The sequence below is a fragment of the Pseudomonas sp. B19(2017) genome, assembly GCF_002113165.1.
Classification (GTDB): Bacteria; Pseudomonadota; Gammaproteobacteria; order Pseudomonadales; family Pseudomonadaceae; genus Aquipseudomonas.
This window is the reverse complement of record NZ_NEJR01000010.1, coordinates 66,626-91,733: the sequence shown is the minus strand read 5'-3', so window position 1 is coordinate 91,733 and position 25,108 is coordinate 66,626. Positions and strand designations below refer to the sequence as shown.

Below are 25,108 nucleotides of genomic sequence, written 5' to 3'. Positions count from 1 at the left end.
AGCTGGAAATGTGTTGAGCGTTAGCCCGCTCGGAAGCCGATGGCGAACCAGTACAGCGCGAAGTCCTGTACCGAATTCGCCCACTCGCCAATCATGATGTTGAAGCTTTGCCCCGTGGTTTTGCCCTCCATGATCGCCGGGGTCAGCGTGGCCGCCGGCACCCCCGGGTTGCTCTTGTGGTAGATCACCGGAATGACAATGAACGGCGCCGCCGAGAACCCACCCGAGTGGAATCCCACCTGGTACTCGGTAAACTGGTTGGGCAAGTCACCCACGTTCAAGCGCCCCCACTGGGCCATAAAGCCGTTGTCGGTGTCCCAGTAGAAACCGTTCTGCGCCCCTGAGAACTGCGAGCGAACGGCCGCGTTCAGCGCGTTACGCGCACCGTCCGGCGTGTTGCCCCCGGTACCGCCACGTTGGATAGGCAGAATGCCGCTGACCAGTTTGCTAACGTCCATGCCCGCTAGGCTCAAGGCAATCGACAGATTCTGTGAACCGTCAAAAAGCCCCTGCCCGGTCACATCGCCGGTGAAACCTAGCGCGCGCGCCGTCTGCAGCTTGGTCGCGCTGCCAGCGTTGCCTGTAGTCGGCCGGCTCAGGGTACCGGTGGTGATCTTGCCCGCATCCAGGCTGGGAATATCGGCGGCCGTCAGCGCCGCCCCCTCCAGCACCAGGCCCTTGGAGCTGACCCGCACCTTGGAATAGGTACCGGCCTGCACACCGGTGCTGCCCAGGCTAAGGGTAATGGCCACATCCTTGGCGCCGTCGAACTGAGCCTGCCCACCCACATCACCCTCAAAGGTGAACAGGCGCGGTGTCTGCAGTTTGGTCGCGCTGCCGGCGTTGCCGGTGGTCGGCCGGCTAAGGGTGCCGGTGGTGATCTTGGTCGCGTCCAGGCTGGGAATATCAGCTGCTGTCAGCTCCGCCCCCTCCAGTACCAGACCCTTGGCGCTGACCCGCACCTTGGAATAGGTCCCAGCCTGCACCCCCGAGTTGGCCAGGGTGACATTGATCGCCGCGTCACCGGCGCCGTTGAACTTGGCCGCACCGGTGGCATCACCCTTGAGCGAAATGGTGCGCTCGGTGGCCAGTGCGCGGGCCGTGGCGGCCTCGCCCTGGCTGATGGCCTCCTGCACCACCGCCAGGGTGGCCGTTACCGTGTTGGGGTCCTGCAGAATCTGCACATTGGCGGTGCTGCTCACCTGTATCAGCAGGCGGATCACCTGGGTGCGGCCGCTGCCCTGCTCCTGCAGCGGCTTGAAGGTCGCCGGGTAGCTGGCCACCGCAATCAGCACGCCGGTGTCGTCGTACAGGCCGACCTCGCGCACCCACCAGCCGCCGACCTCCGGCTGCAGGATGCCCTCGGCCACGATCACCGGCCTGCCGCTCTCCACCGAGAGGCGGTTGAGGTTGACCCGGAACACCTCATGAATCAGCTTTTTCTGCAGCTTGGAGGGTAGCGGCGTACTGCCGTTGCCATCCCCTACCGCCATGCGGGTGATCTTGAGGGTGGTCTTGGTGGCGATGGCTTTCGCCAGCGCAGCCGCGCCCGCGTCAGTCAGCATGGCGATGTAAATCGCGTCTGTATCTGCCATTGGTTCGCTCTTGAAGTAAGGGGCCTGCCCTCGCGGCAGGCCGTAAAGCGCTAAGCGGGCACAGGCCCGCCGTAGATGTTGGCCCCGACGCCCAAGGTCCGGTACTGGATGTACAGGCCCAGGCCGCGCAGGATTTCCCCGGCCCAAAAACCAAAGAACATCCCGTTATCGGTCCCCAGGCGCGGGTCGGGGGTCCAGCTGCCATTCATGGCATGACCAGGAATGGGGGTTACCGTGTAGTTCGCCTGCAGCTCGTCCATGCAGGCCTCGATTAGCACATCAAGGTCAGCCACCTGACTGCCGGCCATCGCTGCCAGGCAGGCACCGGCGAGCCACAGCCCGGTCATATGCCCGGTAAAGTCATCCTCCACCGGCTTGGGCACGCTGTTGGTCGGGAAGTCGGTCGGCAAGATGCCCTTGGAGTCCTTGACGAACTGCACCAGCCAGCGCAGCCAGTTCTCGGCGTAGGCGACCAGCTTGGGCGGCACGGGCTTGCCCCGGTGCACCAGCTCGTACCACGCCCTGCAGGCGCCCATCATCGCCCTGGGCTGGTAGCCGGCCCAGGCGTTGCCATCGCCCCAGTGATACTGGGTCCAGGTGTCGGCCGGGCCGTAGCGGTAGTTATCCCAGCGGTTCCAGATATACGCCGCCGCACCAGGTCCGAGGACACCGAATTTCTGCTGGTACCACTGCTGCGAGTCGTACAGGAAATCGACCATATTCCCCAGCTCGACGCTGTACGTTTCCGGGTCCAGGCAAAAGATCAGCGGGTATTGATAACCGGGATAGGGCATGCCGTGCCACGCGCCAATCTGCTCGGTGCCGTCCGAGTAGATATTGGAAAACGGAATCACCCCAGGGCTGTAGGCCAACGAGTCGTTGCGATAGCTGACCACCGTGCAATCGCCCACCAGGCCGCGAAATGCCTGCTGACCGTTGAGGGTCAGCCGGTACAGCATCGTGTAGCCGTCCACCCCGTCGTACAGGTCGGGCAGCTCGTTGATGCAGTAATACTCAAACGTCAGGTTCGTGTCGGCATCGTTGTCCAGCAGAATGTCCATTTCCGCCAGCTCGTCGTAGTTCGGCGCTGACGGGTTCGGCCGGCCGGCCGCGTTGGGCTGGTAGCCTGACAGCGTGCCGTCCTGGGGGCGAATCTGCACGGTGGAAAACGCGCCATCGGTGGCCGGCAGCATCCACCACCACCGCCAGCCGTCCTTGTCCTGAATACGGACGTTGAAATTGCCGTCCGCCCGGTAGGTAATGCTTTTTAGCGGCGCCTTTTTGGTCGGCTGCAGGTAATTGCCGATCACATACCACCCGCCATTGCCGCCACCCGGGAAGAACGAGCGCACCACGTTGCCCGCCCGACCGGGAAAGATCACCGGCACATGCCGCTCTTGCGACGTAATGTCGGCCGAGTGCACCACCGCGCGCAGGTCCGCCATGATGTATTCGGACCCATCATCCTTGGCCACCCGGTAAAACTGTGACAGTGGGATATCGTGCTGCAGCACCTGCCAGCTGGAGGTCGACTCCGGCAGCATGTAGCAGTAACGGGTGCCGGTGTTTTCGACTTTCTCCGGGGCAATCGTGACCTCAACCTTGGCTGTCAGCGCGCCGTTTGCCTGGTCGACCCCGCCGAAACTGGTCCGCACCTTGGAGTCCTTGCTGACGCGGAACCACACCGATTGCTGCTCGATGGATACCTGGGCGCCCATATCGGTCTGCAGCGTGATGTAGCCCTGCGAGTCACGGCCATACTCCCGTTTCGCCTCGCTGGGGTAAGCGAACTCGTAGGAAATGCCGTCTGTAAACGGCGTGGCGGCCACCGTGCTCTGCCGGAAAAATCGGTCAGTGGAGTCAATCAGGGTGTACTCATGAGCCGTGAACAGGCAGGCGTCCATGGCTTTCTTGTAGCGTTCCTCGCCGGTGATACGCCACAGCAGATAACAGGCGTCCATGTACCACAGCTCGCCGTCTGCAGCGTTGCCCATCTGGTTGACCCCGCCCAGCAGCGGTACATGCAACGGGCGGTTGTGCTGTACCGCATTGCGCGGGATCAGGTACCCGCCATGCTCGACCGGTTGCCGGGTGGCGTAGTTGAACAGGTGGGTGCCGTTGAGGGTGGTGTCCTTGAGTTGCACCCGGCCGATATCGGCGCCGGTGTGCCCTTCTGACAGCACCCTGCCGTCGAGGGTGATTTTCTGGCCGGTGTGGGCAATGATCCAATCCACCTCATACACCGTGCCGTCCTTGTCCCAGTCGGTCGATCCGTCTTCACGCAGCGCACGCACGCCGGCATTGATCGCCCCCCAGGCCAGCGCCCCGTCAAAGGCAAACGTCGCTTTGTCCAGGTATTCGCCCCAGTGCGGCGCACCGTGCGGAATCGACAGGGCGCCATTGGTGAAGGCGAACGGCACACCCTTGAATCCGCTGTGCGTCGGCTCGACAGGGTCCACCGGCCAGTTGGCCAGCACCGGCTCCTTTGAATTGATGATCCAGTTACAGATACGCCGCTGCGGCGTGTCAGGGATCGGCTGGCCCGCATAGAAATACTGCTCGTAGGCCTCCCAGTGCCATATGGCGGCCTCCAGATAGCGCGGGTCCTGAGTGGCCAGGTAGGCATGGGCATAGCCCAGGATATGCAGCGCCTGGCCCTCGGTGGTGCCGTCGCCGTTGGGCTGGTACTCCATCTGCGAATGGGCGATGAAATGCCGGTTGTTCGAGAGGACGCCCTGATTGTTTTGCACAAAGTGCTGCACCGTCGCATCGACGGTGTCGCCGGTGTTGTTGCGCAGAAAACGGTGATGGCCCTCGATCAGGCTGACGGCATTGGCCAGCGCCGTGCGCTGGCTGACCGGCCGCCGGCTGTTGAGCGGATTAAGAAACATTGAGCCATCCCCCGTCATAGAACCCGGACCAGCGCACCCCGTCCCACAGGAACGTCAGCAGGTCGGCCGAGCCCTTTTCAAACGACAGCACCGGCGGACGGTTGGCCGGCCAGCGGACGTTGCTCGGGAATGTCACCCGGTTCGCTCCGGTGCCCTGCTGCAGGCGCACCGAGAACGACCAGGTGTAGCCCGGTGGCACTGCCGAGTTGGTGAAGGTCAGCGCGCACTGCGGCTGGTCTAGCGTCACATCGAAAAAGGACACCCCGGCGGTATAGGCCACATCCAGCGCCAAAGCGCTGCCAGCAGCGGCAATGGCCTTGCGGCGCGGCAGCAGCAACCCGCCGGTCAGGTCGGTGATCATCTTGGCCAGCGCCAGGTAGGTCGGAGACGGCCCCGAAGCCGTCTCGACCGTGGCGTCAGCAGGCCCATGCACAATGTCATAGGCCGTCTTTGCGGCGGCTTCCATCAGGGCGATGGCGGCCGCCTGGCGGTCGGATAGTTCGCTCATGGCTTTTCCAGTAGTTCAGGCATTCGGTGGTTGGTGAAGTAATGCAGGTCATTGGCCAGCATCATCAGCTCCAGGTCAGCAAAGGCCTCGGCCTGCAGGTCGGCCGATAGAATCTCGGTTTCATCACCTGAGGAAACGGCCGCGCCCATGTAGAACTGGCCGTTGGGGCTGTAGGTGATGCTTAACCCGACCAGGTGCCGGCTAACCGGCTTGGTCGACAGAATCATGCGCTCCAGCTCGGCAATCCCACGGTCACTGAGGCCGGTATTCAGCAGCGCCAGGCTCAGGCTAAACGTGCCGGGCGGCCCCATAGGGGTCAGGTCGAACCACTCGACAATGTCGATAATGTCGGCAAACGGCGAAATGACCTGCCGCAGCGAGGCGATGGTGCCTTTGCGCTGGTGGACCTCGAACGAGTCGCGCACCGTCTTGCGCTTGATTTCCTCGGACCATGCCGGGTCCCAGCGGTCCACGCTGCGCTCAATCGCCAGCCATGGCAGCATGTCGGCCGGGCAGGTTTCTGGCCGCTTCATCGAGCGCAACACGTTGGCCAGGTCGGCCGGTTCCAGCCCCACCTGCGCCAGGGCATCCTCCAGCCCGGTGCGGTTGATCGGCAGCAGGCTGGTGTCACTCATCGGTACCACCCATCACAACGCTGGAGCCGATGCAGTTGGATGCCTGGTGGTCCTCGATCACATAGTCTGCAGCTGGCTTGATCAGCTCCACCCGCTGCACGCGGGGTACATGCAGCGCGGCATGGATGGCCGAGCGGCGAATATCCCGCCCCAGCCGGCGCTGCGCGTTGATGTAGGTATCCAGTGAAGTCTTGGCCTGCGCCAGGGCCAGCTCGTTCTCGGCACCCGGAAACATATACAGCACCGCTTCAATCTCGTAGTTGACCAGCTCGGCCGACTTCACGAGCACCCGATCACCTACTGGCCGGATATTCTCAGGCGTCAGCGCCTGGGCAACCTTGTTGAGCAGGTCTTGGGTAGCCACCCCTCCGTTGACCCGACTCAGGATGCTGACCAGCACGGTGGCCGGCGACGGGCTGCTAGCCTTCACATCCGCCACCCGCCCATCAGCGGATCGGGCGTGAAACTCATACGCACCGGCCGGCCCGGCCACCGCCATGCCCTCGAAAGCCAGCAGGGTGCGCTCGGCCAAAGATTCGTCGCTTTCCAGCTGCTCGGCCACCGGCGGTACCGCGCTCAGGTCCTCCGCCACGATCACCAGGCGCTTGACGTTGTAGTTGGCGGCCAGCTGATCGAGGTCGGCGCCCTGGGCGAAGGCAATGAACTGCGACTTGGCCGCATCGTTGATACGGGCGCGGGTCATCACCTTTTCATAGGCCGCACGCTCCAGCAGCTTGACCACCGGATCAGATAGCAACTCGGCGTTCCAGTTGTTGCCCATCAGGGCGCGAAAGCCCGTCAAGCCTTCCTGATAGAACGTCTCAAAATCCAGTTCCTCGATCACCGTAGGCGCCGGCAGGCTGGCCAGGTCGATGGTGCTCATATGCTTACCTCAAGGTTCACGCTGTCCTCGGAATAGGTGCCAGTGATGCGAAAGCCGATCTGGCCACCCACCGCAGAAACCACCTGCACGCTCTGCAGGACCAGGCGCGGCTCCCAACGCTGGAGCGCCCGCGCAGCCTCGGCCTGCACCGCGCTTTTCCAGCCGGCGTTAACCGGCTGGTCGACAAACCGGCGCAGCTTGCTGCCGTAATCCGGCCGCATCAGGCGCGACCCCACCGGTGTGGTCAGAATGTCCACGATGGACTGCCGCAAGTGATCGACCCCGGACAGCACGGCGCCGGTGTGGCGGTCCATTCCAATCATCGGGAGTTACTCCTGCACGCGCTGGAAATCCGGGTGATCATCGAAGGTGGCCAGCGCCTCGTCGTCCGAGGCCGGCACCCGCACCTCGAAATTGACCACATCGAACTGGGCGCCGTTGGGGGTGAAAATGGAGCGGGAGCGGAACGCCGCGTCTCGGTACAACACTCGTTGGGGGTTGACGGCCACAGGGGCCTCCGAAGCGGCCGCAGCCGCCTTTTGGGTCGCCATGGGTTCCTCCTGGCATGAAAAAGCCCGCGCGCGGCGGGCTGGTAGTTATCAGGGCTACGGCGCATGAGCGCCCGCCTGCTGTAAATCAGTGCATGTGGTTGGCGGTGTTGCCGGCCGTGTCGATGATTCGGGCGTCACCGTAGATATCGCCCGTTACGCGTAACGCGCCTTGAATCAACATCGGCCCAGTGAAACGCAGCATGGGCGCCATCGCTTCAATGGCCGATTCCGTTACGGTAACGACCGAGCCGCCCACCTTGATATCTACCTTGCCGGCCGGCAGCTCGATGCTGTAGCGCTTGGCCTGCCAGTCATAGGTCAGTGAACCGCCGTCCTCGAACAGCCAGCGCTGGACATGGTCGCGGTCATCTGGCGCCGGCGCAGGGCCGCTGTACAGCCCCGGCAGGAATGTGCCCTGGCTTACATCACCGCTGGTACTGATCAACACCCCCTGCTCATGCAAGCCAGGGGCAAGCCAGTGCCGCGCACCAGGGGCGGCACCCAGGCTATGCCAGCGCACCCAGGCGCTGGTCCATTCGCCATCCGAAACCCGGCACACCGGCGGATCGGCGGCGAGGTCAAGCGCGACGACCCGGCATTTGCGAATCATGCCGGCGATCATTCGGTCATGCTCAGCCAGCGGGTAGCTCATCCGTAATCCTCCCAATCTCGACATAACCTTGGGAAAGCGGTCCCACATCTGCAGTAGTGCCTGCAGCGGCCGGGCCGAGCTCAGTGGGCCACGGCCACTCCTCTTCCCCGAGATAGATGACCTGAGTCCACTCGACGACCCAGACCGCGAAGGTATCCAGCTCAGGACGGCTCCAGTCACGCTCTGCACGGACAAAGTCAGCAAAGCCGATAGGGAGCCCCCACGATTGCCCACGAAGTAGAACCGCAAGCTGCGCGGCAACGAAGGCAGCAACGTGGAGGCAGTTTTTCTCCTCTACCGGAACAATTGCACGGGCCTCAAAACGCGCCTCCACGGCGGTCTCGCCAGTCCCCGGATCCATATCCACATGGTCGAATCCGGCCAGTTCGAGTACAACGGCTGGAGGTGGAACGACCTCAATCCCGTCAGGCATGGTGCCGACGTAGGCCAGCCCTGGAATGGCGTCTTTGATATGTTGCTCGATAGCGGCATATAACTGCTCAAGAGGTATTGGATCATCATCCATTGCCTAATCTCCGTAGATACTTCAACAGCTCGAAGTTCAGCTCCTGCTCCATCACCACAAGCAACCGCTGATGCGCCTTTCTCGTCCATGACTCAAAATGCGGCCGCACCTCTTCCAGCGAGATCTTTGCCTTAGCTAATGGAAAACGGCTGCCGTTCTCACCGACCCATCCTGAACTCGCACCGCCTCTGGCAGAGACTTGGCTGGTAGGATAATCATCAGCGTTGAAGTGCTTACTGGCAGTGCGGATCCAGATATCCGGCTTACTGCCATACACAGTCCGGAAAAAAGCACCCTGGTACGAACGTCCGGCTACGGATACACCTGAGCGGGATTGTCGAGGGCGGCCTGCTCGACTGGCTTCGATGGGATTCAAACCGAACCACAGCTTGCCTTGGCCATTGCTGGCCACTGGGAAAGCTCTCAGGCGCTGACGAACAGCCGTAACCGCGATTCGCTCTTGTTGGCTCACAGATCTGGCAATGTGCGTGCGCAACCAACGAAGCGTCTTATTGATTGCCCGTCGTTCTGCCGCCTTGATGGCTTTCGGCATCAAAGCGGCGAACTTAGCGAAGTTTGAAGCCTGCTGCGCATTCGCCTGGAGTGTAATGAGACCTGAACTAGACGACTGTTTCTGGTAACTGCCTACGCTCATCAACGCACCTCACGCAGAGTCAGGTTGATCCAACCGGTCCCGTCAGGCTTCCTGCCCGCGATGACGTAACGGCCACCACCATCCTCAGGTGCAAGCCTGACCACCAAGTGCATCCCCTCCTTGATGCCATTCGCGTGGACGATACGAACGGCAAAAACAGGTTCGCGCACCCCGGTGTTGATCTGGCCAAGCTTGGGCTGGAGCCACGGCGCCGAAAAGAACCCCGGTACCGGCTCAGCCATACCTTCGATCTCAGCCTCGTCTCCCAGGACATCCAGTAGCGCACGGTCCATGAACGCCACCTGTTCACGGAAGCCCATGATCAGTCACCGTCGTCGGGTTCGTCCTTACCTGGCAGCTTGCCGCGAGGAGCAATCTTTCCCTCTTCGATAAGCAGCTCCAGCACTTCCTTGTCGGACGACATGAAGACCTCACCCTTTTTGAAGACCTTGGCCCCCTCCTGGATGCAGCCGTCCACCACCACGTATTCGACCTTGGCAGCCATGTCACACCACCTTGGCGAAGAGGAAGGCGTTCGGTTCCAGCAGGCCAGGCAACGGCGCCGCCTGAACCTTCAGCCAGCGTTGGCTTGGCTCCTGAGTGACCCAGCTCTTGGGGAAGCGCGCGGCTTCAACCAGGCCGCTTTCGATGGCTTCAAGATCCTGAATCGCCGCGTACAGCATGGCGTTACGAGTGGCGGTAGAACCTAGGATCAGGCCCCCGGCAGGAATCATTGGCTTTTCACCAGCCTCATCGTCCAGGTACCACTCGTCGTACGCGTAAAGGTCCACACCCGGGTCATTGAGGTAGCCGAGGTAAGTTACGCCGTCAGGGAGCTCTTCCGGCTTGATCAAGCCCAGGTCAACACGGCGGGTGTTCAACTGCTTGAGTACCGCATCGTTGCTCTGGAAAGCATCCTGTGCCTCCGCGCTCAACACCGCGACGTTGGCCGAACGCCCCGAGTCCTTGGCGATCAGGCGCCGCCACTGACGCAAGTTACCGATGGGATCGGATCCGGCGGTGTTCCAACGGCCAGTGGCCAAGGAGACCTTGTGGGTGTCTTCCATCAAGAAGTCGATGGTGTCATCAACCCCATCGCCGACAACCCGGATCCGACCAGTAGTCAGCGCTTGAGAACACATCCATTCCTCACGACGAATGATCTCGCCCTCAAGCTCAACCAGGTCACGGCCGAGCCGCTCGCCCGCTCGCTCAAGTGCGGTGCGCGTCGAGAACGGGGTTTCACCTGCGCCGCGTTTCAGGATCTGCTCTGCCCGGGTGACACGCTTGGGCTGAATGTATGGCGGCTGGTAGGTCGACGAGGCGAAGCCGGTACGCTGCGACACGCTGCCAGGCAGGGTCGGGTGAACGAACGGCGCCATTTTGCGCTGCCCTTTCACGATGTCGATGGTCACCGTCTCGGTGGGGAAGGTTTCAGGGGCGCCGGCATTAAAGAAGGTGTTCATGAGGAAGCGTCGCGGCGTCGCCAGCTGCTCGACAGCTTCCAGCATGGTCAGGGTGTCGAAGATATCCATAGAGGCTCCAATTATCGAACGAAGAGGCAGAGAGGACGCAGAGCGGCTTTCGCAGCCGCCAGAGTAAGGCCCTCACCGAGGGTGAGCTGGTTGCCCAGCACCTGGCCGGTCAGGCGAATAGGCGCGCTGTGAGCGCCATCGGTGGTGTCCACAGCGCGGTCGAGGATCGCCTTGGGGGCCTGCGATCCGTCCTCGGCAGCGGTTTTGCACAGCAGGTACTCACCAGAAGCGGTGACTTGGCCTAGCACTGCACCGCGCGGCAGCTGCTGGCCAGCGGCGATGACGCCGGACTCCATCACAACGGGGAAGTCCCCCGCCTCGAGCTGGGAAGGCGTAAAGGTATGGGTTACAGGGTTTGGCATGAGGAGCTCCTGGTTAACGGCGCGAGGCGCCAGAGACGATTGCGCTAACGGCGGCCTTACGCTCACCAGCCTTGCCGCCTTCCAGCGGAGTGGTACCGATCACGCCTTGTGCATCACCCTTGATGCCTGCGAGAGAAATACCGCGATCTTGCGAGGCCTTGAACAGCACCAGAGCCGTGGCCTCAACCGAGCTGCCATCATCGATCGCAGCGCCGATTTCCTTTTCAAAGCCTTTGACGGCCAGAGCATTAATGCCCTTGATACGCTCACGCTCGGCGGTGGCGGCCTCGGCTCGAATCGCTGCGATGTCAGGCTGATCGGCTTGGACGATCTCGATGGTGTTGGGGTCGGTGCCAGCTGCAAGGGCGGTGCGCAGTTCGGCCGTGGTTTTGACGGTGGTCATGGTGTTTGTCCTTGGGAAAGTAGTGGCCGGCTTGGCCAGTTCAGTGATCAGGGATTCCAGCGAGCCCACCCGGTGAGCCAGGCCGTGCTTGACGGCGTCGGCACCGACGCGGATGCCGCCGTGGTCGCCCATCTCGGGCACCTTCTCGGCCGCTACGCCGAGGTTGCGGGCAACCTTGCCCACGAAAACGTCGGCCATCGCGTCGATGGTCTCGCCCATCTTGGCGCGGCCTTCCTCGGTGCCGAGGTCAGGCCGCTTGTTTGGCGCGTTGCGACTGACGATCTGGTAGCGAGTGCGACCGGTCTTCTTCTCGTCTTCGATCACAGCCTCGACAACGACGCCGATGCTGCCTGCCAGGCTGGCCTCATCAATGACGATCTCGCCTGCCGCCGAGGCGATCCAGTAGGCCGCGCTGGCTCCGATGCCACCGATGTAGGCAACGATCCGCTTGCGATCCCGGGCTGCGAAGATCATCTCGGCCAGTTCGTTGATGCCCGACGCGACGCCACCAGGACTGTCGATGTTGAGCACTATCGACTTGACCTTGGGGTCATCCAGCGCACGCTGAATGTCGGTCGCAAGGATTTGGGTGCTGGTGGCGCCGCTGATCTCGGTAAACAGGTTGGCGTACCGGAAAATCGGGCCGGTGATTGGAACCACCGCAACATTGCCGCGCATGGTGACTCGCCGGGTTTCATCCAGCCGCTCGCCGCGCTTGGTTGCCAGCGCCACCGGATCGCCCATGCGGTCGGAGATGGTCAGCAGGTTGTCCAAGGCGTCGGGCATCATCAGCCAGGGCTGCGATGCAGCCAGCTCAAGTGCTCGAGGCATGCTTATTCCTCTTGGGGTTTAGGGTCAGGTGGGGACTCAAGCCCACCTTTTGGCAGAGCCTGTATGTTGTGCTCGCGCCGGTAGGCAACCTCTCGGGTACGCTGACGGATCACTTGCTGCCAGGGCTCTCCGGTCATGGCCGCCGTTTCCAGCGTCTCGTTGCTCACGCCGATCTCGATGCGTTTGCCCGCTGCATTGGCTTCCTTGAGCTCGTCAATCGCGCCACGGGCCGGACCAATCCAGATTGCCTGGCAATAGGCCTTGCGCTTGGCCGAGTCGTTGTAACCGGGCAGATCCACCAGGCCTCTGGCCACAGCCTCGTCGATCACCAGCTCGCGGCTTGGCTGGCAGAAGTCACAGGCCAGCCACCAGCGGCGCAAGCTATAGAAGCGCCAAGCCTGCAACATGGCTGCCCGGGCTGCGCTGTAGCTGCTGCTGTAATGCAACAACAGTTCCTCCAGCGGCAGCTCCAGCGCCGCGCCGATTTCCTTCACGACTGCGGTGAAAAACGGATCGAACTGCGCGTTGGGCCTGCTGGGGTTGGCGATCATCGGTTCCTCACCCACGCCCAGGTCAACGATGGCCCCCTCGCCCAGCGCAATTGCACCGTCGGAGGTGTCATCACCGCCTGGTTGCTCTTCTGTCAATGCGGACATGGGCAGGTTGTTATTGTTGAAGTTGTCGCCCTTCTTGATGAACACGGTGAACATTGCCGATATCACCGCCGCCATCAGCTCGGCGCTGCTGTAACGCTCCAGCTTCTGCAGTGGCTCAAGAACCGGTGACAGGTAGGGGGCGCCGCGCTTCTGCCCAGGCCGCTCTTTGTCAGCCATGACATGTAGCACCCGACGACGCCCGGTTTCAGCACCGAACACCGTCAGCCGCTCCCATTGCAGCGACTTGCCCAGCACATGCTCGCCCGGGTAGCCGGTGCATACGTGGTAAGCCACTGGCGCCCCCAGTCCGTCGAACTCGACGCCCTCTACTAGGTCCGCCCGGTCCATTCCGCCGTTCGGGTTGCCTACGCGGTCCGACTCGATCAACTGCAACCGCGTGCTGAAGATGCAACCAGGCCGCTCCTGATCGGGGCTGGCAACAAATACGTCACCTGCAACCATCGACGAGACAAGCACCAGAGCCTGTAGTTGGTAGTGGTTGAGCGATGCTTCGGCATCGCACTCACGTGGGTCATCGGCGTACAGCGACCACAGACGGTCCAGTTGGCCGTTGAGCTGCTCTGCCTCTTCTTCAGTCAAGCCCAACGCTTCATGGTCGACCTGGGCACGGCAGACGAGCCCGGTACCCACGACGTTGGTGCGCAATCGGGTAATCGCCGCGCGGGCGATCAAGTGATTGCGCATCGCATCGCGGGAGCGGGCCACCAACATGCGGCGCTCGCTATGGTTAAAGTCACGCCGAGGGCTACCTAGGCCAGGAATCCAGCTGGCAACGCTGCGCAGTACCCGGGAGGCGCCACGCCAGCGGGTTTCGACGCCACCGCCACCGCCCTGGGCGACGATCTGCTGCCCCTCGACTGAAGCTCTGGCCACACGAATAGCTTCGGTCATCAACTGCTCGGCAGCCGAATCCCGTTTTCGGAACGGCCACATGGTCAGATCCCCACGTAGGAAACGCGGTTACGGCCACGGCCCTGCCGGGCCGCCGTCTCTGCGGCAACCTCGGTTGCATACTGTTTCTCCAGCAAGCGCAAGCTGTTCAGCTCAGCCAACTGGACCTCTCGATCCTGTCGACGCAAGCGTTGCCCGTTTTTCAGGACATTCGAGATCGCCGCCCGGACCTCGTCGAGACGTTGTTGTGCATCTGTCATGGTGAACCTCGGTTAGCTGACGCGGCTCCGAGTGCCTCTGCCACGCGCTACCGCACGGCGGGGAACCGGCGCCACCGCCTGCTCAGTTGTGAAGAGGGTGGGCTGAAGCAGTTGCTGCTCCAGCTGGTCCCATTCGTGATCACGCAGCAGGTGCGTCTTCAGGCTGCGAGCCGCATGCAAGGCGTACACCTCGCAGTCCAGCGCTTCGTTGCGCCGGCCTGCTTTTTTCTGCCAGACCATCTTGCTGGGGTTACGCGGGTGCGGCGCCAGCACCTCGTTGGTCACCTGCTCGTAGTAGTCCGAGCGGATCTCGCTGTACCAGTGCATCCGGCCCGGCCCTGCCCCCTTGAGCTTCATCCGGCCATCGATAAGCGTCTTGGCCTTGTGGGTACCCACGATGAAAACGCGCAGGCCGTACTTCGAGGCCTTGGTGTTGTCCTGGCTGGTGTCTGCAGACTGGGCTGGCTTAGTAAAGATTTCCCGGTCCCGGCTGTCGATGGACGCGCCCTTGATCGCCATGATGTTGAAGCGCTGGCGATCTCGAACGTAGGTGTACACCGCATCGCTGGTGTTACCGTCAGAGCTGTCGATGCTGACTGCTGATACGGCAAGCTGCGCACCGCTTTCGGTGGGTATGGGTGTCGCGATGACCTTGTCCAGCTCAGTCCACACCGGGTCGTGCGGATCGATGGGGTTGCCTGGTAGCTCGCCCCAGTACAATCGCCAGGACTCCTCGCCCCTCCCCCAACCAACCATGACCAGGGCGAGACGATCACCCTGAACGTCGACGCCGACCGTGACCAGCAGCGTGCCCTTCGGGGCCGTCAACTCGGCATAGGGCTCGGCGCGCTTCTCCAGCTCGTCCGTCTTGGGCGCGTCGCTCTTGTACTCGTAGCTCTCACCCATTGAGCTGTTGGTGAAGGCAATCATCGGACCGATGTTGCCCAGCCGCGTGGCGTATTCCGCCTGCAGCTTCTTCTCCATAAGCACCTCAAATCGAGAACCGTGGAACTTGGCATAAAGCTCGTTGAGGATGTATCCAGCGATACCGCGAAACTCTGCCGTAGCCTCCCAGCGCCCATGCACCAGGTTGGCGTTCTTCTGATGGTCGTCCCATATCTCGCCGCAGTGCGGGCACGCGTAATAAGCCGTTTCCGGGCGACGCTTACCGTACACCTCGTGGAAGTAGTGCTCGTCCTCGTCACAGTGCAAATGGTCGAAGCTCAGCGCGTGCGACTGACCGCAACCGTGACACGGGACCAGACCCACGCGCTTGTCGGAAAGCTCAAGCTCTGCGTCGATGGCCGACAGGCCCTTGATGGTAGGAGTGCCCCCGATGATGATTTTCGACCGCCGGAACGTCTTGAGACGCTCTTTTGCCAACTTGATGCTGTCCCCCTGCCCCCGCAGGTTCAGGTTGCAGTCATCAGGCTCTTCGATGGCGACCCGTGGCACTGGCGTGGACTTCACGCTGGCCGGGCTGTTGGAGCCCACCATTTTCAGGAAGCCGCCGGGGAACCGCTTGAAGTCCTGGCGCTGTTGCAGCTTGCGACTACGCAGGTCGACCTTCTTCCGCAGCCGCTTGGTCGCCTCAATCATCGGCTCCAGCTTTTCCGCAACGTACTGTTTGGCCGCTTCTGCCTTGGGGAACAGGATCAGAATCGGCGTCGGGTCGAGATCGATCCACTTGCCGATGGCATTACCCAGCACCCCCGAAGTCCAAGCTACCTGGGCCGACTTGCGCCCCACGATCTCGAACACGTTCGGATCGTCAAGCGCCTCAAGCGGCCCACCTGGCCAGATCAGGTGCGGGGTCATGTCGAAGCGATACTTACCTGGTGCAGCCGACTCCTCGGGAGCGAGCCACCGAAATCGGTCTGCCCACTCGGCAATGGTCATTCTCGGCGGGGGCGCCCACTTGCGGCAGACGCGGCCCATGGCTTTACTCGCCGTCTTCTTCAGAGCCCTCCTCGTCGTCCGACTCGTCAGAATCCCCAGCGAGATCGTCGTCCTCGTCATACTCGGACAACCTCCTCAGTATTGATTCGATGGGCTCGCGGATCAGCTGGTCATCGACCTGCACGCCGTACTTGGCCGACAAGGTCGCCGCCAGCTCATCAGGGAAGGTATTGAGCAGCTCGATCTTCGCGGCGGTGATCACCGCTTCGAAGCGCTCAACCATTTCGGCCTCGATCACGACCTCACCCAGCTCTCGGGCCAATGCGATTTCTTCGCGGTCACCACGCAGGCGGTCGAGGCGGTCACGTGTCGATTCCTTCTTGCCGTTCAAGGCGGCCTGGCGCATCAGCCACTCAATCACCACCTGGGTGTCGTACTGGTTTTCGTTGCCACGGCCCACGCCGAACTCGATTACTGGCATGCCGTCCTTCTGCCAGCGGCTCAGGGTCCGCTCATCGCGACCGATGATCTCGCCCAGCTCAATCTTGCTGACTGTCTTGCCCATCACTAAGTCCTTGAAAAGACGGACATCCCTGCAGGAATTTCAGCTGCAGGAAAACCGCGAGTCTGCGCACCCGTGTAGGGGGCGGCCCCGGGGGAGGACCCAAAAATCGAAGGGCGCCGCACGCCCCAGTCCCCGGTGGGGATCACTGCCCCGCCTCGCCGCCGGCCGGCGGCACCTGCCCCAGTCCCAGCCGCTTGGCGGCCCAGCGCATGTAGAGGTTGATAGCGACATCGGCACCGGCCATCGCAGCCAAGCAACCAACCGCTGCTGCCGCCCATACCGAAACGCCGAGGGCGTACAGCAGCATGTTGGTCGAAAGACCGCAGGTAACGCAGGCACCAGAGCGCAACGCCAACCGGCGAATCAGCCCCCAACCGCGAGCGCCCGCCATATCCGCCCGCCACATCTCTCCCGAAACACCGCCGACCAGGGACAGCACGATCACCATCCAGATCGGCAGTTCGGCTAACGTTTGTTGCTCGCTGTTCATGTAAGCCTCATTGGCAAAGCACGGCGCCGGAAAAAGAAAACCCCACCAGTTGGCAGGGTTCTCAATGCGCCGACATATCGGAGCGGGTCGCACAGCACAGTGCTTGTGGGGGAAGCGCCTAAGCGCACTTTTCATATCGTGGCGTCTTTTTACATGCCATCGGAAAAACCGAAAAGAGGTCATTTTCGGTACTCCGTCTTGACGCTACTTCGACGCATCCTCGGCGCACACTCGGCGCATTGTGAACCGACGAACGGTATGTCGTCTGTTTGGCCCAGATCGAGCCATCAGAATGGCCAGCACCTGTAGGTGCAGTGACTTGATCCAGTTCCGGTAAGTCCGGTCGGCACTCTCCGCCAGCCCGACCTCGCGCATTTGCTCACGGATGGTTGCCCCATGCAGATACCTGAAAGTGGCCAGTTTCGCCAGGGTTGCCCCGCGCTCGTCACGGCGGTCTAACTCCGCAACTGCTGCATCAATCTCCGCTGCTGAATGATCCAAACCCGCTCCACCAATAAGTACCCTCGCCCCGGCAACTCCGCCACGAGGAGCTGCGCCCTTCCACTCCATGATGCTGCCCATCTGACTACCCAATCCGGCCTGATGCCCGAGGAGTGCCCGCTGTTCCCCCCAGTGCTGCATCAGTCCCTCAACCATTTGTAGGCGCTCGGCTTCGTCATTCATGAGTCTGCTCTCCCAAGATCCCCAACCCAACACAAAAAACCGCAACCCAACACAAACCCAACACAGTTAAAACTCAATAAATTCAGTGCCTTATCAATAGGCGTGTTGAGTGTGTTGGGTTTGTTGGGTTTTTTAGTCCTCGCATAGGTTTTTTTATAGAGCCGTTGTGCCGAGAGAAATATTTCACGCGCACGCGTGCGCGTGCGCAAACCCAACACACCCAACACAGAGGTACGGGAAGCCTTGAAATTCGGGGGTTCAACCTGTGTTGGGTTACACAAACCTACCCAACACAAACCCAACACACCCAACACAGGGGCTTTTGGCTTCATGCAGCCACCCCCTTCACGTGCTCCCAAGCATCTACGTTCCACCCTGCAAGTTTCGCCTTGCTGCGCCAGGTGATAACGGCTTGCCCCAGCTCGGCCGCATTGAACGATGGGGGGAGGGAAGCATCGGGATCAGAGGGGAAGAAGAACGCCGCAAATCGACGGTTGTTTCCGTCCGTCCACGGAATCGAACGCGTCTTCTCCACCGTTGCGCTGAGCATCAGTGAGAACTTCGTCTGACTCATTGAGTGCTCTTTGTTACGCGAACACCATTCAATGAACAACGCGTACAAATCTGTAGCGAGGCAGCAACCCCAAAGACCTCGTCCAAGCTCTCCAGTTTGCCAGAGATTCAGGAAAGTTTGCCATGCTGTTCGGCTTAGCGCGACCAGACGTTGTCTCGCCTCCGTCTTCGGAGGGCGAGTACGCTGATTGAAATCGCCGAGGTCGAGCGCGAGCAGCCAGCCGTAAAGCGCCGCTACACCACCGTTGGCCAACTCCCGGCCTATGGCCTTTTGGCGCTCTACCGGCAGCGTCTGCAACGGCCACATCACCAGCATACGACGATCATCATCACTGATAGGCCAAGGCATGATCTCGTTGCTCAGGAAGACCGCATTCATGTGGTTGGCTTCTTCCCATCCATTGATGAACTTAGACTCCATGCGCACGGTCTTGCCAGTGATCATGTGCTTGATCTTACCCACTTGGTTGTATCGCTGGTCGCGGCTGACGACCTCCTCGAATACAGCCCACAGTTTGCGGCTCTGCCAGGCGTTGAAGCTACCTTCCAACTGCGTCTGCCCAACAGTCGCAGAGTACTGGCCGTACAACTGGCCGAAAACATCCGCAAACAGCAGGCTCTTGCCCGATCCCTCCATGATGGAGTGCATTAGCACTGCTGTATCCATCTTGGCCCCCATATTCTGGAGCGGATACGCCAACCAATTCGTCAGCCAGCCCAGCGCTTCCTCATCATGGTTGCAGAGGAACGAGATCAACCAGCGCAGATTCTCGCAGGCTGCATCATCACGCACCGGCTCCAGAGGCAACCCTTCGAAGGTGTTGATGTAGATGTTGGGATCCTTGGTCATGGTAGGATCGAACACGATATGGTCGACGTCCACCACGCGGCGATCCTGGCTGTTGAGCCACCACTTGTAATCTTCCCCCATCGCCATTTTCACGGCGCCTTCGGCGATACGGCGTTTCTTCTCTCTGTCCCAAACGTCCTTGGTACCATCGATGTACACGTATCGCTCGATTGGGTCGAGCTTCAGTGCACCGCCTTTCTTGGCTGAGAGACGACGAACCTGATCAAGCTCCTGGGCTTGCTCGGGCGCGATCAACTTCTTGTCGGTACGCTCCATCCACTCCTTCGCAAGCGGCTTGCCTATAAGAGCTTCGAAGCCGCCACGCTTCATTGGCTTCGCCTTGTCCATGTCCCAGACGTTTGTGGTCCCCTCGACTAGGGCGAAGCGGCGCATTGCGGTGGCAATGTCCATGGTACTTCCCCCCTCCCCCCCGTTGACCGAGGAGGCGGCCGCGCCGGGCTCGCTTGTCGCGGGCGTCGCGTGGCGGTGCACCTCTTCGCTTGTCAGTCCATCTTCAAGGTGGCCAACAGGCTCATTAGCCGATGGGGCTTGGGTTAGCTCTCCAATGGGCGGAGGGGCCGGCGGTCTAGACTTCGCATCCAGCCCTAACATTCGCGCCGCCGCTTTGGTGGCCTCTCGTTGGTTGCCGTCGTGCACAAGGATGCAGTACACATCGAAGGCATCATTCTTGTGACCGTTAGCCAGCGGATCTGAGCTGTGGTGCGAATAAAGCTTGCCCTCCGAGATCGTCACACCAGGGTCACCACTGCTGCTGTGAGGGCAGAGCCACTTGCTACCAATGCGCTTGTAGCCGTGCCCCTCAATCAAAGTAGCGATATCGTAGGTTCGGTTGAACTCAGGAATGACTTCAGGCAATGAACTACCTGACGGCGCAGTGGCTGGACGAGGGTGCGGGGACGGTTGGGAGTCCGCCGGAGCCGACTTAATAGCCCACGGGCAAACCGCGAGCGCCTGGGGCTTGAGCTGGTCCCAATTTAGCCAGATGTTCAACAGCTCGGCGGGCAGATCAGGAAGGCCGGCGGCAGATGGCGGTATGCGCCACGTGTACGGCTGACCGGTGCCTGGGTGAATGGACGGCGGCAGAACGTCTTGCACAGCGCCACCACGTAGCTCGAAAACGGTGATTTTCTTAAAAGGCTCAGTCGCCATCTTAAGAGCCGCCTCGCGTGTCGCGTCACCAGCATCCTTCGCCGCCACCATTTGAACAGTGAGCGCTTTCAAGATCGAACCATCCGGGTCGGCCTGGTTTGGCCACGCCAAAGAGCGCCGGCTCAGCTCAACCCCATCCGGCACCCGAAACATCACACGGAAACGCGCAGGGTTACCTACGGCGGTTGGGTATGCAGCTGCGAGCGCCTCCAGATCCAGCCCAAAGGCCTCGCGCAAAGCAATACGGGACAGCGCGACATCATCCACATCAAGCGAACAAACACGACTGGGGCCGAGTACAACACCAAGGTTGTGATCGGGATGCTCCAACCAGAACGCCTCTGCAGCGTCTGCATCGGTAATATAGCCGTCAGGGGTATTCCAAGCCTTACCTTTTGGTCCTTTTTCGCCCGGCTCAATGGGCACCAGGGCGAGGCCAAAGGTTTCGATGTAACGGCGCGCCCATCCGGCCGTAGTTGCGACTGGGCGCTCACTCATCGACGGCGCTCCCGCAGCTCCTGGCAGTCGACGCAGGAATCGCAGCCCTCGACGGTCTGCTGTCGAGCCAACGGAATCGGCTCGCCGCAGTCGTCGCAAAACTGTGCGCTCGGCTTGCCAGGCAGACGCGCAAGGCGCTGCAACGACAGCTGGAGAAAGTACTCGACCTGATCATTCGCGAAATCGACTGCATCAGCCATTGACCTGGTCCTCCATAGCCTGACGCGCACCTGACGTAATCGCCAGCACCTGGCGGATAACATCCAGGCCACACGCCTCAAGCTTCTGCACTTCGTGCAGCTCCCACACGTTGTCAGCAGCACCTTCGTGCATGCTGCTCACGAACTCAGCAGCTTCCTTCAGCAAAAGGCCAACCGCTTTCAACTGCTCGTTGGTTGCAGGGATCGGGCACGGTCGGTACCAAACTACGCCGGCCGCACGCCCCAAAGCGTCGAGGACACGTCGGTCTGCGGTCCACTGCAGCACCTCTTCCAGCTCGTCTGGGGTGAGCCAGCGGCGTTCTTCGTCGTGCTTCAGCTTTTTCTGGAGAGCGTCGAGATCCATACCCATCTCAAACGCCAAGCGGGTGATCCCACCCTTATAATCGCGACCGGCGCGGTAGAGCGCCTGCTTGAGGGATAGTGCCGGCCCTACTCCCGGCAGAGTGTCGATACGACTCATAAACCGTTAAACCTCGATTAACGGTGTAGTCACAGAGGTAAGTACGCCCTATCCTGTGAATACGACCGAAGTGCTGTGCTTTGCGTGCTGTGCGGGCATTTCACGCGGTTCTAGTCATCCGGCGAATCTTGTGGTGAGAGGCAACCGGATGGCGGGTAAAACGGCGCTCTGCGCCGTGCTTGCTGAGCTAGGAATTCTTGTGGTGAGAGGCCCTAGCTCAGCAGTCCTTACTTAGGCTGCTTTTCAGCGACCTTTTTTTGCTCTTCATAAAACTGCTCAATAGCCTTGCCGATCTCATAGCGGACGGCCGCGCCTTTGGTTGCTCGGTAGATCGTTGGCTGTGTGACACCGACTCGATCTCCGATCGCACGCTGCGAAAACCCCAGATCAGTCAGTTTTTGAAGCATCTCTTGAATGGTCATTGCACCCACCGATGCGTTATCGAATTGGAATGATAATACCCAAGCGAATTGATGCGAGCAATACAATTCCGATACGCAAACGAATCAGAGCATAGGCCGTGATAGGAAAGCGCGTAGCACAGCGAATGCATGAACTGCAGTGGTCTGAAGGGGAATTGGGAAGACGGTCAGGGGTACCGCAGCCGACCATCCACCGAATCCTCACCGGCACCTCTGCAAGCCCACGCCAGGCGAACGTCGAAAAGCTGGCGAAAGCCTTGGGCGTCACCAGCGAGTGGCTTTGGAAAGGCGGGGAAGCGCCTGAACTCGTTATCGGCCCCAACTCCAACATCGAACCAGGACCACGTATTCGCGGATTTGTACCGCTGATCTCATGGGTACAGGCGGGAACGTGGTGTGAAATGCAGGATGTTCTCGAACTGCAGGATGTAGAAAATTGGTTGCCTTGCGCTGTATCTCATAGCAACGCGACATTCGCCCTGAGAGTCCGAGGCCTATCAATGTTCAACCCACATGAGCGGCGCTCGTTCATGGACGGCGACATCATCTTTGTCGACCCGAACAAGGATTATGAGAACGGCTCCCTGGTAATCGCCAAGCTCGCAGACAGCAAGGAAGCCACGTTTAAGCAGTTGGTGCTGGAGGGGCAGCGCAGATTTCTCAAGCCACTGAACCCATCTTGGCCTGACCCAATTATTGAGCTGCCCGAAGACGCTTCGATCTGTGGTGTAGTGGTTTCCAAGCTGGAAATCTTCTAACCACACCGCCCATACGATCAATACGAATTGGTATTGACCGTATAAATTCGTTTGAGTATTGTCTGGACCGCTACCCTCTCACCACCGAGGTCCAGATATGCCAACTGCACAGCACAGGAACGGGTGCAAGATCTACTTGCACCCCACCTCCTGCACCCACCCCGCCATCGTGGAAGCGTTTCAACGCTCGACCGGTCTGAAAGTGATCGTCTCCCCTGGGGGCAACGTCCGCGCTGTCCCTGACGGGAGTGCGGCATGAGCGAATTCACCATCAATCTACGCCGCGTGATGCTGCTGGAGCGCACGCTGGAGAATGGCGGGAACACCACCTGCCCGCTGCGGCGTCCCGAAACAACTGTCGACGCTCACATTCAGGTGGAAAACGACTGCCGCGATCACCACCTGCAAGTGCGGTTCGGCCCCTATACGGGCTCAATAACCCTGCGCCGTGGTGACCCCACTAAGTACATGTCCCTGCGCGATTTCCTGCAGGACGTAGCCAATGGCCGAACAGAGTCGGGCTTACAGACCCAACGCGCTATCGCCTTGATGGAAGCGCTGGATTGCGTGAGCGATGTTCTCCCGGAAGGCCTACGCGCCTTCATCACCCCCACCACCGACCAAAAGCAACCGTTTGGGACCGTTGTCACCAACGACCAGGGCGAGATCCGCGCGACGGCGTACGGCAGCTGTAAGTACACGCTTGCCGAAGCGGTGCGCGCCAAGCTCGGCCGACTCCCAGTGGGGCACGGGGAGCACCCATGACCGACACGCTTCGCCAGTTGCGCAATGAGTGGACAACGCCCTGCCCGACATTGACTGCCGTGCGGGAGCGCTACTTCCCGCACATAAAGACAGATCGCCGGTTCAAGGAGTTGATCAACGCCGGAAAGATTGGGCTGAAGCCCACAAAGCTGCATCACTCAGCCCGAGCGCAGTACGTGATCTACCTGCACGAACTCGCCGACTACCTCGACACCCAAGCGAAGAAGACGGCGTAACAGAGGCGGCCCCGGCCATCAGGGGCAACGTATCAGCACCAGGCCACCACCACACTTCAGGCCGGTGCTGGACACTTCGGAGCACAGCACATGCAACCTCATCAACAAGTACTCGCCCTGGGCATCCTGTGGTTGGCCACCCTGACTGTTCTGCCCTTCCTGTTTGCGAAAGCTCGCCATCGCGCCTTCAACCGAGGCCTGCACACCGGCAAACAGCGCCTGAAAGCCGATCTGAAATTGCAGATCAAAGGCCTTCAAGACGACTTGGACGAAGCCCGGATCCAGACCGAGGCGGACCAGCGCAAGCATCACCTTGCTGTCGCACACCTCAAAGGCAGCATCCGCGAGCTGGAAGCCCGGATCATGTCCTACACCGGGTTGGCAGTGACCAGGGCAGATTACGAGCTGCTCATCAGCGCTATCGAAACACTGAATCTGACTGAGCGGACCCTGAATGCAATGAAGGCAACCCAACAGGCATCACTCGCCGGCTTGCAAGCTACCCGATTGGGAGGTCTGGCTAAACGGATTCACACCCAACTGCGTGAAGCCCCAACCAGTGACGCAAACGCGGAGGAGGCAGCATGAGCCAGCACGACGATCCCGTACCGGCCGCGAAACCCAACGAAGCCGCGTGGCTCGGCCAGGCCGGGCTGTACCGCACTCGGTTTGACGCCGTGTGCAACTTCGAGCAGTCCGTCACGGCAGTTTCCGTCGACGAGCTATTCGAGCTTGCCAGTAAACAGGTAGTTAGCCAGCTCATTGACCGCTCCAAACTACCCAACCTGCGGGGACAGCATGAATGAGCTGGCTCTTTTCGCAGGTGCTGGTGGAGGGGTTCTTGCCGGCCACATTTTGGGATGGCGCACGATCTGCGCAGTTGAACGTGATGCCTACGCCGCACAAATTCTGGCGCAACGACAGAACGATGGAGTTCTGCCGCCTTTCCCAATTTGGTCTGACGTGCGCAGTTTTGACGGTCAACGCTGGCGAGGCCTTGTTGATGTCATTTCTGGCGGCTTCCCGTGCCAAGACATATCTAGTGCAGGTCCCGGCACTGGAATCGAAGGCTCTCGCTCTGGACTTTGGAAGGACATGGCTCGAATCATCAGCGAAATATTGCCCGAAGAGGTCTTCCTGGAGAACTCACCAATGCTTGTGGGACGAGGACTTGCCATGGTCGTTGGTGACCTTACCCAGATGGGGTACGACTCGGAATGGTGTCTTGTATCAGCGGCGGATCTCGGAGCGCCCCATAGACGTGAGCGCATCTGGCTCCTTGGAAGGAGAAACGACGCGCCCCCTCCAACACTGGCCAACTCCTGTCGCGAGCATGTCCAAAGGCTCGTCACCCAATGCACTTCAACGCAGATCGGGCGCCAACCGCTCAAAAGATCGCTTGGACCATACGGTAATGGCCCTTCACGGTGGCCAACTGAACCCGGACTGGGTCGAGTGGCTGATGGGGTGGCCTTCAGGGTGGACCGCCTTAAAGCCCTTGGAAATGGTCAAGTTCCACGAGTGGCAGCAACAGCATACCGCGGCCTACGTTCAGGGGATTGGTCGCACCGCTTTGGTAGCGACCATGAGTCCCGTGGGCACAGACACTGACAGCCCAAATCAACCAGGCCATGCTGATAGCGCTTCATTAGGGAGAAGCAA

Annotated in this window: 31 protein-coding genes; 6 read left to right on the top strand and 25 right to left on the bottom strand. The window is 60.8% G+C overall.

The annotated features are described in order from the left end of the window. Positions 1-20: 20 nt before the first annotated feature. The 25 genes from CAF70_RS15465 to CAF70_RS15345 form a co-directional block, all read right to left on the bottom strand. Positions 21-1,595, bottom strand: a complete 1,575-nt coding sequence (locus tag CAF70_RS15465) for a phage tail protein (RefSeq protein ID WP_085625571.1) — start codon at positions 1,593-1,595, stop codon at positions 21-23. 50 nt (positions 1,596-1,645) lie between these two features. Further along, the gene (locus CAF70_RS15460) at positions 1,646-4,486 is read right to left on the bottom strand and encodes a phage tail protein (protein ID WP_085625570.1); all 2,841 of its coding nucleotides are present in this window, start codon (positions 4,484-4,486) and stop codon (positions 1,646-1,648) included. After that, entirely contained in the window at positions 4,476-4,994 is a 519-nt protein-coding gene (locus CAF70_RS15455; RefSeq protein ID WP_085625569.1) for a hypothetical protein, read from the bottom strand. Before CAF70_RS15455 ends, CAF70_RS15460 begins: the two co-directional genes overlap by 11 nt. Further along, positions 4,991-5,629: a phage tail protein I gene (locus tag CAF70_RS15450; RefSeq protein WP_085625568.1), complete on the bottom strand. Its 639-nt coding sequence runs from the start codon at positions 5,627-5,629 to the stop codon at positions 4,991-4,993. The genes CAF70_RS15455 and CAF70_RS15450 overlap by 4 nt, the downstream gene beginning before the upstream one ends. Then, entirely contained in the window at positions 5,622-6,512 is an 891-nt protein-coding gene (locus CAF70_RS15445; protein ID WP_085625567.1) for a baseplate J/gp47 family protein, read from the bottom strand. Before CAF70_RS15445 ends, CAF70_RS15450 begins: the two co-directional genes overlap by 8 nt. Continuing rightward, on the bottom strand, positions 6,509-6,835 hold the full coding sequence (locus CAF70_RS15440; protein WP_085625566.1) for a GPW/gp25 family protein: 327 nt from the start codon (positions 6,833-6,835) through the stop codon (positions 6,509-6,511). The genes CAF70_RS15445 and CAF70_RS15440 overlap by 4 nt, the downstream gene beginning before the upstream one ends. 6 nt (positions 6,836-6,841) lie before the next feature. Further along, the gene (locus tag CAF70_RS15435; RefSeq protein ID WP_085625565.1) at positions 6,842-7,063 is read right to left on the bottom strand and encodes a hypothetical protein; all 222 of its coding nucleotides are present in this window, start codon (positions 7,061-7,063) and stop codon (positions 6,842-6,844) included. Between the two features lie 85 nt (positions 7,064-7,148). Then, positions 7,149-7,715: a phage baseplate assembly protein V gene (locus tag CAF70_RS15430; protein ID WP_085625564.1), complete on the bottom strand. Its 567-nt coding sequence runs from the start codon at positions 7,713-7,715 to the stop codon at positions 7,149-7,151. Continuing rightward, positions 7,696-8,241 (bottom strand): hypothetical protein, encoded by a 546-nt coding sequence (locus CAF70_RS15425; RefSeq protein WP_085625563.1) that lies wholly within the window; start codon positions 8,239-8,241, stop codon positions 7,696-7,698. The genes CAF70_RS15430 and CAF70_RS15425 overlap by 20 nt, the downstream gene beginning before the upstream one ends. Further along, the gene (locus CAF70_RS15420) at positions 8,234-8,896 is read right to left on the bottom strand and encodes a hypothetical protein (RefSeq protein ID WP_085625562.1); all 663 of its coding nucleotides are present in this window, start codon (positions 8,894-8,896) and stop codon (positions 8,234-8,236) included. Before CAF70_RS15420 ends, CAF70_RS15425 begins: the two co-directional genes overlap by 8 nt. After that, the gene (locus tag CAF70_RS15415; RefSeq protein WP_085625561.1) at positions 8,896-9,216 is read right to left on the bottom strand and encodes a hypothetical protein; all 321 of its coding nucleotides are present in this window, start codon (positions 9,214-9,216) and stop codon (positions 8,896-8,898) included. The genes CAF70_RS15420 and CAF70_RS15415 overlap by 1 nt, the downstream gene beginning before the upstream one ends. A gap of 2 nt (positions 9,217-9,218) precedes the next feature. Continuing rightward, on the bottom strand, positions 9,219-9,401 hold the full coding sequence (locus CAF70_RS15410; protein ID WP_085625560.1) for a hypothetical protein: 183 nt from the start codon (positions 9,399-9,401) through the stop codon (positions 9,219-9,221). A 1-nt stretch (position 9,402) separates the two neighbouring features. After that, entirely contained in the window at positions 9,403-10,431 is a 1,029-nt protein-coding gene (locus CAF70_RS15405; RefSeq protein WP_070384268.1) for a major capsid protein, read from the bottom strand. 11 nt (positions 10,432-10,442) lie between these two features. Beyond that, positions 10,443-10,793 (bottom strand): head decoration protein, encoded by a 351-nt coding sequence (locus CAF70_RS15400; RefSeq protein WP_085625559.1) that lies wholly within the window; start codon positions 10,791-10,793, stop codon positions 10,443-10,445. 13 nt (positions 10,794-10,806) lie between these two features. Further along, positions 10,807-12,027 (bottom strand): S49 family peptidase, encoded by a 1,221-nt coding sequence (locus CAF70_RS15395; RefSeq protein WP_085625558.1) that lies wholly within the window; start codon positions 12,025-12,027, stop codon positions 10,807-10,809. A 2-nt stretch (positions 12,028-12,029) separates the two neighbouring features. After that, on the bottom strand, positions 12,030-13,637 hold the full coding sequence (locus tag CAF70_RS15390; protein WP_085625557.1) for a phage portal protein: 1,608 nt from the start codon (positions 13,635-13,637) through the stop codon (positions 12,030-12,032). Positions 13,638-13,639: 2 nt separating this feature from the next. Next, complete coding sequence (locus CAF70_RS15385; protein ID WP_085625556.1) at positions 13,640-13,855, bottom strand: hypothetical protein; 216 nt, start codon at positions 13,853-13,855, stop codon at positions 13,640-13,642. A 12-nt stretch (positions 13,856-13,867) separates the two neighbouring features. Further along, positions 13,868-15,754 (bottom strand): phage terminase large subunit family protein, encoded by a 1,887-nt coding sequence (locus CAF70_RS15380; RefSeq protein ID WP_178076391.1) that lies wholly within the window; start codon positions 15,752-15,754, stop codon positions 13,868-13,870. Between the two features lie 43 nt (positions 15,755-15,797). Then, on the bottom strand, positions 15,798-16,319 hold the full coding sequence (locus CAF70_RS15375) for a terminase small subunit (protein WP_085625554.1): 522 nt from the start codon (positions 16,317-16,319) through the stop codon (positions 15,798-15,800). Between the two features lie 142 nt (positions 16,320-16,461). Continuing rightward, complete coding sequence (locus tag CAF70_RS15370) at positions 16,462-16,809, bottom strand: phage holin family protein (protein WP_085625553.1); 348 nt, start codon at positions 16,807-16,809, stop codon at positions 16,462-16,464. 204 nt (positions 16,810-17,013) lie between these two features. Then, a complete protein-coding gene (locus tag CAF70_RS15365; RefSeq protein WP_256573294.1) occupies positions 17,014-17,493 on the bottom strand; it encodes a hypothetical protein in 480 nt (159 codons plus the stop codon). A 328-nt stretch (positions 17,494-17,821) separates the two neighbouring features. Further along, positions 17,822-20,584, bottom strand: coding sequence for a bifunctional DNA primase/polymerase (locus CAF70_RS15360; protein WP_085625552.1), 2,763 nt, complete (start codon positions 20,582-20,584; stop codon positions 17,822-17,824). Beyond that, a complete protein-coding gene (locus tag CAF70_RS15355; RefSeq protein ID WP_085625551.1) occupies positions 20,581-20,784 on the bottom strand; it encodes a TraR/DksA C4-type zinc finger protein in 204 nt (67 codons plus the stop codon). Before CAF70_RS15355 ends, CAF70_RS15360 begins: the two co-directional genes overlap by 4 nt. Beyond that, positions 20,777-21,265 (bottom strand): phage regulatory CII family protein, encoded by a 489-nt coding sequence (locus CAF70_RS15350; RefSeq protein ID WP_085625550.1) that lies wholly within the window; start codon positions 21,263-21,265, stop codon positions 20,777-20,779. The genes CAF70_RS15355 and CAF70_RS15350 overlap by 8 nt, the downstream gene beginning before the upstream one ends. 227 nt (positions 21,266-21,492) lie before the next feature. Beyond that, positions 21,493-21,687 (bottom strand): hypothetical protein, encoded by a 195-nt coding sequence (locus CAF70_RS15345; RefSeq protein ID WP_085625549.1) that lies wholly within the window; start codon positions 21,685-21,687, stop codon positions 21,493-21,495. Positions 21,688-21,785: 98 nt separating this feature from the next. On the opposite strand from CAF70_RS15345, the gene CAF70_RS15340 reads away from it, so the two are divergent. The 6 genes from CAF70_RS15340 to CAF70_RS15315 all read left to right on the top strand — a co-directional run bounded on the left by CAF70_RS15340 (position 21,786) and on the right by CAF70_RS15315 (position 25,057). Then, positions 21,786-22,445: a LexA family transcriptional regulator gene (locus tag CAF70_RS15340; RefSeq protein WP_085625548.1), complete on the top strand. Its 660-nt coding sequence runs from the start codon at positions 21,786-21,788 to the stop codon at positions 22,443-22,445. Between the two features lie 255 nt (positions 22,446-22,700). Next, on the top strand, positions 22,701-23,210 hold the full coding sequence (locus CAF70_RS15335; protein WP_085625547.1) for a hypothetical protein: 510 nt from the start codon (positions 22,701-22,703) through the stop codon (positions 23,208-23,210). Next, entirely contained in the window at positions 23,207-23,446 is a 240-nt protein-coding gene (locus CAF70_RS15330; RefSeq protein WP_085625546.1) for a pyocin activator PrtN family protein, read from the top strand. Before CAF70_RS15335 ends, CAF70_RS15330 begins: the two co-directional genes overlap by 4 nt. A gap of 90 nt (positions 23,447-23,536) precedes the next feature. Beyond that, positions 23,537-24,034 (top strand): hypothetical protein, encoded by a 498-nt coding sequence (locus CAF70_RS15325; protein ID WP_085625545.1) that lies wholly within the window; start codon positions 23,537-23,539, stop codon positions 24,032-24,034. After that, positions 24,031-24,252: a hypothetical protein gene (locus CAF70_RS15320; RefSeq protein WP_085625544.1), complete on the top strand. Its 222-nt coding sequence runs from the start codon at positions 24,031-24,033 to the stop codon at positions 24,250-24,252. Before CAF70_RS15325 ends, CAF70_RS15320 begins: the two co-directional genes overlap by 4 nt. Continuing rightward, positions 24,245-25,057 (top strand): DNA cytosine methyltransferase, encoded by an 813-nt coding sequence (locus CAF70_RS15315; protein WP_085625543.1) that lies wholly within the window; start codon positions 24,245-24,247, stop codon positions 25,055-25,057. The genes CAF70_RS15320 and CAF70_RS15315 overlap by 8 nt, the downstream gene beginning before the upstream one ends. Positions 25,058-25,108 lie beyond the last annotated feature (51 nt).

What these genes read in the sequence shown, in the direction of transcription:
- CAF70_RS15365 (WP_256573294.1), bottom strand. Translation starts at nt 17,493, where the DNA reads ATGAATGACGAAGCCGAGCGCCTACAAATGGTTGAGGGACTGATGCAG.
- CAF70_RS15450 (WP_085625568.1), bottom strand. Translation starts at nt 5,629, where the DNA reads ATGAGTGACACCAGCCTGCTGCCGATCAACCGCACCGGGCTGGAGGAT.
- CAF70_RS15430 (WP_085625564.1), bottom strand. Translation starts at nt 7,715, where the DNA reads ATGAGCTACCCGCTGGCTGAGCATGACCGAATGATCGCCGGCATGATT.
- CAF70_RS15465 (WP_085625571.1), bottom strand. Translation starts at nt 1,595, where the DNA reads ATGGCAGATACAGACGCGATTTACATCGCCATGCTGACTGACGCGGGC.
- CAF70_RS15370 (WP_085625553.1), bottom strand. Translation starts at nt 16,809, where the DNA reads ATGAACAGCGAGCAACAAACGTTAGCCGAACTGCCGATCTGGATGGTG.
- CAF70_RS15435 (WP_085625565.1), bottom strand. Translation starts at nt 7,063, where the DNA reads ATGGCGACCCAAAAGGCGGCTGCGGCCGCTTCGGAGGCCCCTGTGGCC.
- CAF70_RS15390 (WP_085625557.1), bottom strand. Translation starts at nt 13,637, where the DNA reads ATGTGGCCGTTCCGAAAACGGGATTCGGCTGCCGAGCAGTTGATGACC.
- CAF70_RS15400 (WP_085625559.1), bottom strand. Translation starts at nt 10,793, where the DNA reads ATGCCAAACCCTGTAACCCATACCTTTACGCCTTCCCAGCTCGAGGCG.
- CAF70_RS15335 (WP_085625547.1), top strand. Translation starts at nt 22,701, where the DNA reads ATGAGCGAATTCACCATCAATCTACGCCGCGTGATGCTGCTGGAGCGC.
- CAF70_RS15360 (WP_085625552.1), bottom strand. Translation starts at nt 20,584, where the DNA reads ATGAGTGAGCGCCCAGTCGCAACTACGGCCGGATGGGCGCGCCGTTAC.
- CAF70_RS15345 (WP_085625549.1), bottom strand. Translation starts at nt 21,687, where the DNA reads ATGACCATTCAAGAGATGCTTCAAAAACTGACTGATCTGGGGTTTTCG.
- CAF70_RS15350 (WP_085625550.1), bottom strand. Translation starts at nt 21,265, where the DNA reads ATGAGTCGTATCGACACTCTGCCGGGAGTAGGGCCGGCACTATCCCTC.
- CAF70_RS15410 (WP_085625560.1), bottom strand. Translation starts at nt 9,401, where the DNA reads ATGGCTGCCAAGGTCGAATACGTGGTGGTGGACGGCTGCATCCAGGAG.
- CAF70_RS15425 (WP_085625563.1), bottom strand. Translation starts at nt 8,241, where the DNA reads ATGGATGATGATCCAATACCTCTTGAGCAGTTATATGCCGCTATCGAG.
- CAF70_RS15415 (WP_085625561.1), bottom strand. Translation starts at nt 9,216, where the DNA reads ATGGGCTTCCGTGAACAGGTGGCGTTCATGGACCGTGCGCTACTGGAT.
- CAF70_RS15325 (WP_085625545.1), top strand. Translation starts at nt 23,537, where the DNA reads ATGCAACCTCATCAACAAGTACTCGCCCTGGGCATCCTGTGGTTGGCC.
- CAF70_RS15445 (WP_085625567.1), bottom strand. Translation starts at nt 6,512, where the DNA reads ATGAGCACCATCGACCTGGCCAGCCTGCCGGCGCCTACGGTGATCGAG.
- CAF70_RS15405 (WP_070384268.1), bottom strand. Translation starts at nt 10,431, where the DNA reads ATGGATATCTTCGACACCCTGACCATGCTGGAAGCTGTCGAGCAGCTG.
- CAF70_RS15315 (WP_085625543.1), top strand. Translation starts at nt 24,245, where the DNA reads ATGAATGAGCTGGCTCTTTTCGCAGGTGCTGGTGGAGGGGTTCTTGCC.
- CAF70_RS15380 (WP_178076391.1), bottom strand. Translation starts at nt 15,754, where the DNA reads ATGACCATTGCCGAGTGGGCAGACCGATTTCGGTGGCTCGCTCCCGAG.
- CAF70_RS15440 (WP_085625566.1), bottom strand. Translation starts at nt 6,835, where the DNA reads ATGATTGGAATGGACCGCCACACCGGCGCCGTGCTGTCCGGGGTCGAT.
- CAF70_RS15375 (WP_085625554.1), bottom strand. Translation starts at nt 16,319, where the DNA reads ATGGGCAAGACAGTCAGCAAGATTGAGCTGGGCGAGATCATCGGTCGC.
- CAF70_RS15455 (WP_085625569.1), bottom strand. Translation starts at nt 4,994, where the DNA reads ATGAGCGAACTATCCGACCGCCAGGCGGCCGCCATCGCCCTGATGGAA.
- CAF70_RS15355 (WP_085625551.1), bottom strand. Translation starts at nt 20,784, where the DNA reads ATGGCTGATGCAGTCGATTTCGCGAATGATCAGGTCGAGTACTTTCTC.
- CAF70_RS15385 (WP_085625556.1), bottom strand. Translation starts at nt 13,855, where the DNA reads ATGACAGATGCACAACAACGTCTCGACGAGGTCCGGGCGGCGATCTCG.
- CAF70_RS15420 (WP_085625562.1), bottom strand. Translation starts at nt 8,896, where the DNA reads ATGAGCGTAGGCAGTTACCAGAAACAGTCGTCTAGTTCAGGTCTCATT.
- CAF70_RS15320 (WP_085625544.1), top strand. Translation starts at nt 24,031, where the DNA reads ATGAGCCAGCACGACGATCCCGTACCGGCCGCGAAACCCAACGAAGCC.
- CAF70_RS15330 (WP_085625546.1), top strand. Translation starts at nt 23,207, where the DNA reads ATGACCGACACGCTTCGCCAGTTGCGCAATGAGTGGACAACGCCCTGC.
- CAF70_RS15460 (WP_085625570.1), bottom strand. Translation starts at nt 4,486, where the DNA reads ATGTTTCTTAATCCGCTCAACAGCCGGCGGCCGGTCAGCCAGCGCACG.
- CAF70_RS15395 (WP_085625558.1), bottom strand. Translation starts at nt 12,027, where the DNA reads ATGCCTCGAGCACTTGAGCTGGCTGCATCGCAGCCCTGGCTGATGATG.